Origin of the sequence: Streptomyces sp. CC53 (assembly GCF_001865245.1) — a bacterium.
Classification (GTDB): Bacteria; Actinomycetota; Actinomycetes; order Streptomycetales; family Streptomycetaceae; genus Streptomyces.
On sequence record NZ_MKXB01000064.1, the window covers coordinates 74,331 to 82,324 of the forward strand.

At 76.2% G+C, this 7,994-nt stretch carries 5 protein-coding genes and 1 pseudogene; 2 read left to right on the forward strand and 4 right to left on the reverse strand.

What is annotated here, in order from left to right; translation table 11 throughout:
• Positions 1-1,542, forward strand: a 1,542-nt coding sequence (locus BJP40_RS05990; RefSeq protein ID WP_071279200.1) for an arginine decarboxylase, incomplete at its 5' end; no start/stop codon positions are given.
• Between the two features lie 295 nt (positions 1,543-1,837).
• Here the strand turns inward: BJP40_RS05990 and BJP40_RS05995 are convergent.
• Positions 1,838-2,557, reverse strand: a complete 720-nt coding sequence (locus BJP40_RS05995) for a hypothetical protein (RefSeq protein ID WP_177204312.1) — start codon at positions 2,555-2,557, stop codon at positions 1,838-1,840.
• Positions 2,558-2,885: 328 nt separating this feature from the next.
• Between BJP40_RS05995 and BJP40_RS34015 the strand changes: the two genes are divergently transcribed.
• Complete coding sequence (locus BJP40_RS34015) at positions 2,886-3,569, forward strand: PH domain-containing protein (protein ID WP_177204313.1); 684 nt, start codon at positions 2,886-2,888, stop codon at positions 3,567-3,569.
• A 172-nt stretch (positions 3,570-3,741) separates the two neighbouring features.
• Here the strand turns inward: BJP40_RS34015 and BJP40_RS06005 are convergent, their stop codons facing one another.
• The 3 genes and pseudogenes from BJP40_RS06005 to BJP40_RS06015 all read right to left on the reverse strand — a co-directional run bounded on the left by BJP40_RS06005 (position 3,742) and on the right by BJP40_RS06015 (position 7,491).
• On the reverse strand, positions 3,742-4,404 hold the full coding sequence (locus BJP40_RS06005; RefSeq protein WP_143065890.1) for a hypothetical protein: 663 nt from the start codon (positions 4,402-4,404) through the stop codon (positions 3,742-3,744).
• A gap of 74 nt (positions 4,405-4,478) precedes the next feature.
• A pseudogene (locus tag BJP40_RS06010) lies at positions 4,479-5,662 on the reverse strand (amidohydrolase family protein).
• A 425-nt stretch (positions 5,663-6,087) separates the two neighbouring features.
• The gene (locus BJP40_RS06015) at positions 6,088-7,491 is read right to left on the reverse strand and encodes a glutamine synthetase family protein (protein WP_071279208.1); all 1,404 of its coding nucleotides are present in this window, start codon (positions 7,489-7,491) and stop codon (positions 6,088-6,090) included.
• Positions 7,492-7,994 lie beyond the last annotated feature (503 nt).

Genomic DNA, 7,994 nt, shown 5'->3' on the forward strand with positions numbered 1-7,994 from the left:
TCCCCCTCCTCCGCCTCCGCCACCGCCCCCGAGGACGGCGCGGGTGGCGCCGAGCCTTCCCCGGTACAGTCCTCCCGCTCCGCCGCCCCGCTCGCCGACGCCCTCCAGGCGCTGGCGGACCGGGACCTCACGTCCTTCCACGCGCTGCCGGGCTCCCACGGCGACTCCCTGCGTGACTCCGCCTTCCGCGAGCGCTACACGGCCCTCTTCGGCTCCCGGATGCCGGCCGCCGACGTGTCGTACAGCGGCGCCATGCTGGACTCCTACTTCAGCCCGCGGGGCCCGCTCCGCGAGGCGCAGCGGCTGGCCGCCGACGCGTTCGGCGCGGACCACACCTTCTTCCTCTCCACCGGGACCAGCACCACCAACCGCGTCGTCCTGGGGGCGTTCGCCCGGGCCGGGGACCGCGTCCTCGCCGACCGCACCTGCCACCAGTCGGTGCACTTCACCCTGCCGGGCCTGGGGGTGGCCGTGGACTACGCCCCGGTGCGCTCCTGCTGCGACCGCTGCCCGCGGGAGTTCGCCGACCTCCCCCGGCTGCTGGAGATGTACGGCGACGCCGTGCGGGAGGGCCGTCCGTACGACGTGGTGGTGCTCTCCGCCGCCTCGTACGACGGCATCCGCTACCACCTGCCCGCCGTCCTGGGGGCGCTGGCGGAGATCCGGCCCGACGTACGGGTGGTGGTGGACGAGGCGTGGGGGGCGGCCCACCACTTCCACCCGGCGCTGCGGCCCCTGACGGCGCTGGGGGCCTGGGGCGCGCTGAGCCGCTCGGGCCCGGTCGACGGCCGGATGGAACTGGCGGTCACGCACTCGGCGCACAAGTCGCTCTCCGCTCTGCGGCAGGGCTCGTACCTGCACCTGGTCGGTTCCGAGGAGCTGCGCCGCCACACGGCGCAGGAGCTGTTCCAGCAGCACACCACGTCACCGAGCTGGCCGGTCCTGGCGAGCCTGGACCTGGCGAGGGCCCAGGCGGTGGCCGAGGGCGAGCGGCACCTCGGCCGCTCGATGGACCTGGCCCGTGCCGTCAGGGACGCGATCGCGACGGACCCGGGGCTGTCCGCGTACGAGATCCTCGACCCGGACCGGCCCGCGCTGCGGGGGCTGCTGGCGGAGGACGATCCGCTGCGGGTCATGGTCGGCCTGAGGAACGTGGGGGTGTCCCCCGCGGAGTTCCGCCGGACGCTGTTCGAGGAGCACGGCCTGTACATCTCCCGGGAATGCGGTGAAGCGGTGCTCCTCCACCTCCACATCGGCGTGGACGAGCGCGCGGTCGGGCGGCTGCTGGACGCCATGCGCGCTGTCCAGCGCGCCCACCGCACACCGCCGGCCGCGGAAGGCCGTTCCGAGCACTTCGTCATCGCCTACCCTCCCGGCATCCCGATCGCCGTCCCGGGCGAGCAGATGGACGCGGGGCACCACCGGAGGATCGCGGCGCTGCGCGCGAAGGGCAGCGAGATCTACACCGTGCGCGGCCGTGGCCCGGCACCCGCCGCGGGCGGCGGAACGGGCGGCGCGGGCAACGGGTCGGCGCGCCCGTAGGGCGGGCGTCGCACTCAGGGCGGGCTCCCGGGGCGGGGGCGGCCCCACGCGCGGGGGCCCACTGCCGTGGGCGGGCCTGCTGAGCGGACGGGGCGGGGTCCCGTGGGCTGGGGCGCGGTTTGCGTGGCCTCCCCGCCGCCGGTCGACCGGCTCGGTTCTGGCTCCGCTCCCGGCCCGCCCCGCCCTGACGCCGCGGTGCTCCCCTGGCCGCGCGGCTGCCGCCTGCCGGTCCGGCGGTCGGGCAGCACCCGGCCGGCCGGCGGGCAGCGGCCGGCGGACCGTGATCCCTGGTCGGTCAGCCGAGTGTGACGACGGCCGGCGCCCAGCGCAGCACGGCCGCACAGAGGGCGGCTCCGAGCAGGAGCGACCCGGCCGCGAGCGCGACGGACTCCGTCCGCACCCGCGCCCGGGACGGCGGCACGGGGCGGGGCGGCTCCTGCGGGCGGAAGGCGGAGCCGCCCCGCACCTCCACGCGGGCCCAGGGGGCGTACTCCCCCACCACCGCGGCCAGTTCGTGGCCCCTGGTGCGCCACACCCGGCCCGGTACCCGCACGGTGCCCGCGTCGGTGCCGATCACGACGTGGTACGCACGGAACGTGGCGCGCCCCTCGGGGTTGCTCTCGAGTCCGGCCTCGACGGTCTCGTGGCCGAGGACGACCGTGCGGACGGCGCTCCAGGGGTGGGTGGCGTCCCCGACCTCAAGTCCCCCGGAGCTGCACCGCACGAGCACCCGGTGCGCGTCCCACCCGTACATCAGGGGCATCAGGACGCCCACCGTGAGCATGGCCCCTGCCAGGATGAAATGCGCGCCGAAGAGGAACAGCCCGAACCAGTCGTCCACGGAGCCGGCTGAGCGGACAACAGCGAGCATCACGACCGTTCCCAGGACGCCCACGAGGACGGCGACGGCGACCGTCCCGCGGTCGTGCAGCCAGTCGTCCCAGAACTCCGCCGCGCCGCCGTGCGCGCCGGAACCGTCGGGCACTTCGGGTGCCCCGCCCCTCCGCGTGTTCATGGGCCGTCCCCCTTCGAGCGTGCCGGACCGCCGCGGGTCCGGCGCACACTCCGATGGTGCTGCCGCCTCGGCGACCGGTCAACGCCCGACCGGCACGGCGTACCGCCCGCGCTCCACGGCGTTCCGCGCGCCGGCCGGAGACCCGGCGGGCGCATCTGACGCCCTGTCAAGGTGCGTCATGCGCCCAAGAAGCGGAATCCCGGCCCCCTCTGTCTCGCGGCCAAGGCCGCCCTTACACTTCCCCTTCCCCGCACCTGGCACCGTCGCAGGTGCGTCGCGCCGTGGGGGTGGTCGGATGAGTGGTGGAGCCTTGCCCCGGGAGTACCGGGTGGGTGCCGGTCGAACGGTCCCGGTGGTCGTCGCCGTGGTCCTCGCGACGATCGGCGTGCTGTTCCCGGTGTGGACGGACGAGGAGATCGCCGGGTGGGTGAAGTGGCTGCTCACCCTCGGTCTCGTGGGCTTCTTCGCCTGGCTGGTCACCGGGGCCGCCAGGGCGGCGACCGTGGCGGACGCCGACGGCCTGCGCGTGCGCGGCCTCGTACGCGTACGCCGACTGACCTGGCCGGAGATCCAGGACATCCGCATGGAGGTCAACCACGGTGCGGCGATGAACCGGAACGCGCCGCAACGCGTGTCGTACGCCTACGGTCCGCGTGGCCGGCAGGTGCAGTTGATGTACGTGGACGACACGCGTGTGGACCTCGAACGCGAGATCGGGTTCCTGCGGCGCGTGTGGGAGGAACGGCGCGGCGACGCATGGGCCCCCGACACGGGCCTCGCGGACCGGATCGACCGGCGGGAGGCCGGGCGCCTCGCCGTGATGTCGGGCATCTCGTGGGCGATGCTGTCCTTCGTCCCGCTGACGCTGCTCATGCTGCTGACCATCTTCACCAAGGTGCCGGACGCACTGGAGGACGTGCTGACGCCCTGGACCATCATGGGCCTCGGCGTGCCGGGCGCCTTCCTCTTCGGCATGCTCCTGTCGTACGCCCGGGAGCGCCGGACCGGCTGAGTCCGCGGGCCCGCTCCACGCGGCGGGCCCTGCGCCCGGTGGTCCCCGGCCGGGCCGCATGCGGCGCTCCCCCGGGCCCGGCAGGCGTCCACCGACGCGGGCGGTCGGCACGGGTCGGTGGCCCGGCCGGGGGGTGGGGCGGGCGAGCGGGGCTGCCTCAGGGGCGTGGGGCTCAGTCGAAGAAGACGACGAGGCGGACACCGTCGCCGCCGAAGCGCCCGGCGAGGGCCCTCATGACGGCCCACACGTGCTCCCACTCCGTTCCCGGCCCGACGGCGTCCCTCCGGGTGAACCTGCGGAAGGTGAGCGTCGTGGAGCCCACCGTCCACGCGCCGTACGGCGTCTCGGCCGGGGACGTGAGAACCGGGAAGGCACCCAGCCGGTGCACGACGGACCGCGGCCACACCTCCCGCACCCAGTGCCGCTCCACCGTGGCGGGGGCCCTGCCGTCCGTCAGGAGCAACACGCCCCGGGAGCCCGCCGGGGCGGCGTCCATGTCGGCTCGTGCGCGTTCCGCCCAGGTCAGCCATGTCGCGCCGTGCACGGCCGGATCCATGTGCCGAAGTCCCGCGAACGTCTGCGCACCCTCGGCCGAGACGTCCGGTGGCAGGCCGCGGGCTGGGGCGAGCGGCTCCCATCCGGCGTCGTTGCGGACACCGAAGAGACAGGCGAACGCCGCGTAGTCCCGGCCGGCGTGCAGCGGGTACAGGTCCACGGCCCGCTGCCACGGCGTCGGCGCGCAGCCCTGCTCGTCACCGCCCGGGTCACGGACCTCGATCCAGCGGTAGACGTCTGTTCCCAGGCCGGGCAGCTTAGGAGAGCCGCAGGTCCGCACGGCGGGCTTCACCGTGCCGGTGCGGCCGGCGCTGCCTGCGGTGTCCCGGGAGGCGTCGCGACTGCCGGTGCCGGTCAGCAGAGGCGGTCGACGGCGTGCTCGGGGTCTCGCCCCGGGAGCCCGTACACCCGCCGCGCGTTGTCGTGCCCGATCCACGCGGCGATCCGCAGGGCGTCCTTCAGACTCAGTTCGTCGTCGTCGACCCGCTCCTGGAGCAGTCCGCCCAGTCCCTCCCGGAACGTGAGCGCGCCCAGCAGGAAGAACTCCGCCGCGCCGCAGGCGTCTGAGCTGTAGAGCACCTTCCGGAAGGGGGCGACCTCCAGCGCCTCCGCGAGGATCGCCCGCGACCGCGGCGGGCCGGCGTGGTGGAGGATCAGGCCCACGTCGAGGTACACCTGCTCGAACACCGCGGCGAGGTAGGCCGCCTGCCGCTGGTAGGGCCAGCAGTGCAGCAACAGGACCGGGATGGTGCCGGACATGAGGTGCAGCCAGTCGGTCAGGTGGGTGGGGTCCACCTGGTGCAGCCGGATGTCGTTGTCGCCGAACCCGACGTGGAGTTGCAGCGGCAGCCCGAGCTCGACGGCCGTCCACAGCAGGTGGCGTACGAGCACGGGGTCCGCCAGCCGTCGGTGGCCGGACGCCCGCCATCGCCGTGCCGCCTCCCGCACCTCCGCGGCGGAGGGGGGATCGGGATCCAGCCGGAGGCCGGTGCGGTAGGCGGCGACGGACTTGACCGCGACGACCCCGTCCCCGGCGACGGCTTCCTGTGCGGCCCGCGCGACCGCGTCGGCGTACGCGTCCGGCTCCGTGCCCCGCGCCATCACCTGTTCGGCTACCGCCTCCAGCCGCACGACCTCGTACGACGTGGCCGTCCCGCCGGCGCAGCGGGCCAGCTCCACCGGGGTCGTGCCCGGCTCCGGGGTGTGTCCGGTGTCGACGCAGAACACGCGGGTTCCCGCGCCGGTGACGAAGCGGCGGTTCACCTCGCGCCAGCCGAGCTCGGCCCTGCGGGCCACGTACGCGGCGGCCGGGCGTGCCGGGGCAGCCCGAGCACGGGGGCGCAGTGCCGGCGGACGGCCGTGCCGACGGGGGTGTCGAAGGGCGAGACGCCCGCGCGGGGCCAGGCGGCCCCCTCGGTGATCAGCGACTCGAACGCGTCCAGGTCAGGATCGCGGGTGACCACCCCGTGGCAGTGGTGGTCGACGAGCGGCAGCCGGGCGACGGCCTCGTACACCGGTCCGGCGGTCGTCGGCGACACGGTCAAGGGTGCTCCTCCTCGGCGATCCGGGCGCGGCCACACCCGGTTGACGGCGGGTACGGGGGTCGACTGGCCGCGGGGGGCCGAAGGGCGTCGGGCCGACGGGCCCGCGACCGGCCCGTCCACCGGTCGGTACGGGCCGGGCGGCCGGCGGGACCGCCGTGATGTCGGCCGACGGGGAAGGGCCGACCGCGTCGGGCGGGATCGCCACCGAGCCGTACGGCGGAGGGCGCGCCCCGTCAGCGGACGAGGCCGTCACCCACCCGCCTTCCGGAGCCGGGGTCCCTTCCGCCGGCAGGACCGGCCCGGAGCCCGCCGACGATGCCGGCGCCTCTCCCGCAGGCTCCGCCGCCCCGGAAGCCCGGCGGTCGGGTCCGTGCGGGGCGGGCGGGCGTCCGCGCCCCGACGGGCTCCCGCCCGGCACGTCAGTACGCCCACCGGTAGGCGGCGGCCACCTGGTCCTCGGTCATGTCCCGCGCCGCGCGGGCCTCACCGAGCCGTACGGCGGCCACCGCGTCGGCCAGCACGGGCCCGAGCGCCTCTCGGAGCAGCACGTCGCCGCGGAAGGCGCCGACGGCCTCCTCCAGGGACGTCGTCAGGCGGTGCACGCCGAGGGCGTCGGCGGCAGCGGCGTCCAGCAGGGCGGGGTCGCCGGTGACCTCCCGGGGCAGCACGCTCGACGACCGTACGCCGTCGAGGCCGGCGGCGATGACGCACCCGAGGGCGAGGTAGGGGTTGGCGGCCAGGTCCACCGGCTTGACCTCCAGGTTCGCCCCGTGCCCCTCGCGGCCCTTCGTGCCGGTGACGACGCGCAGGGCGCACTCCCGTGTCTCGCGGCCCCAGCAGGTGTAGGCCCCGGCCCAGCGCGACGGCCTGAGCCGGAGGTAGCTCGCCGGGCTGGGCGCCGTCACCGCCGTCAGGGCGGGCAGGTGCGCGAGGACGCCCGCGGCGAACGCCTCGGCCTCCGGGTGCAGGCCGTACCGCCCGCCGCCGCCCGCGTGCAGGTTCACCCCGTCGCGCCAGGCGGAGAGGTGCACGTGACCGCCGTTGCCGACGCCGTCGGGCACCACGGCCGGGGAGAACGTGGCGCGCAGTCCGTGGCGCAGCGACACGGCGTGGACGGTCTGCCGCACGAGGAGGCTCCGGTCGGCTGCCGCGACCGGGTCGAGGGCCCCGACCGAGACCTCGAACTGGCCCGGCGCGTACTCGGGGTGGAGTTGCTCGACGTCCACGCCCTGGGCGGCGAGTGCGGTCAGCAGCTCGGCCGCGTAGTCGCTCAGTGCGATCAGCCGTGCGGCGCCGTAGGCCGGGCCGCGTACCGCCGGGGTGAAGGCGTCGTGGGCGGAGGACGCCGGCGCGACCATCCATTCGACCTCGATGCCCGCCTTGAACGAGAGGCGGTGGTCGCGTGCGGCCTCCGCGACGATCCGGCGCAGGGCGGTGCGGCTGCACGCCGGATGGGGGTCGCCTTCCTGCGTGGACCTGTCGACGGGCGCCCAGGCCCAGCCGGGCTGCCCTGCCAGGACGACCAGGCGGTCCAGGGCCGGGTAGAGCCGGAGGTCTCCGTCGGGTGAGCCCAGCGCGTCGGTTCTGACGACGGAGTCGTCCGCGAGGTACGTGTCGAAGACCGGCGACATCCCCACGCCCCACGCCGCCGCCGACGGGAGGCGCCCCACCGGGATCGCCTTCACCCGGCTCACCCCGGCGGTGTCGGGGTAGGCGAGGACGACGCCGTGCACACCGCGCTCCGCGAGCTCCGCGCCGAGTGCGGTGGCGCGCTCCACCTCGCCGGGTCGCCCTCCCGGGACCGGATCGTCCGGCGTGGTCATGCGGCGTCCTCCTCGGCCCGGGTGCGAGGCATCCAGCATGTCCCGAAGCAGGGTGAATACAGATGAACCGCGCCGGGGGCGTACGGCGGGCGTCCGAGCCGGGCCGCACGGCCCGCGGTGGACGCCGGTGGCTGCGGGAGCCGGCGCCGCCGCACGAGGCGCGCAGGGGGGCGGGTTCGGGCCGCCGCGTCGGGGGCGGGAGGGACGCGGCCGTGGATGCCCCGGTACCGGGGCCGCAGTGGAGGGACGAGTCCGGGGCCCGTGCCGCGGCCGGAGGGGCGGTCCGCACGGTCGCCCCCCACCGGGCCGGGGCGGTCCGCACGGTCACCCCGGCAGCGGGCCGACGGAGGCCACCGGTCGCGCCCCCGCAGCCGGCCCGGCGGGCGCCTGTCGCCCCCGCCGGAGGGGCAGACGGCACGTCGCCCGCCCTGCGCCGCCGGGCAGCGCGTCGCCCACCGCGCCGGCGTCACGGCGGTCGGCACGGGCCGTGCCGCGGCCAGTGG

Excerpts from the sequence above, each read along its gene's own strand:
- BJP40_RS05995 (WP_177204312.1), bottom strand. The coding sequence starts at position 2,557 with ATGAACACGCGGAGGGGCGGGGCACCCGAAGTGCCCGACGGTTCCGGC.
- BJP40_RS06015 (WP_071279208.1), bottom strand. The coding sequence starts at position 7,491 with ATGACCACGCCGGACGATCCGGTCCCGGGAGGGCGACCCGGCGAGGTG.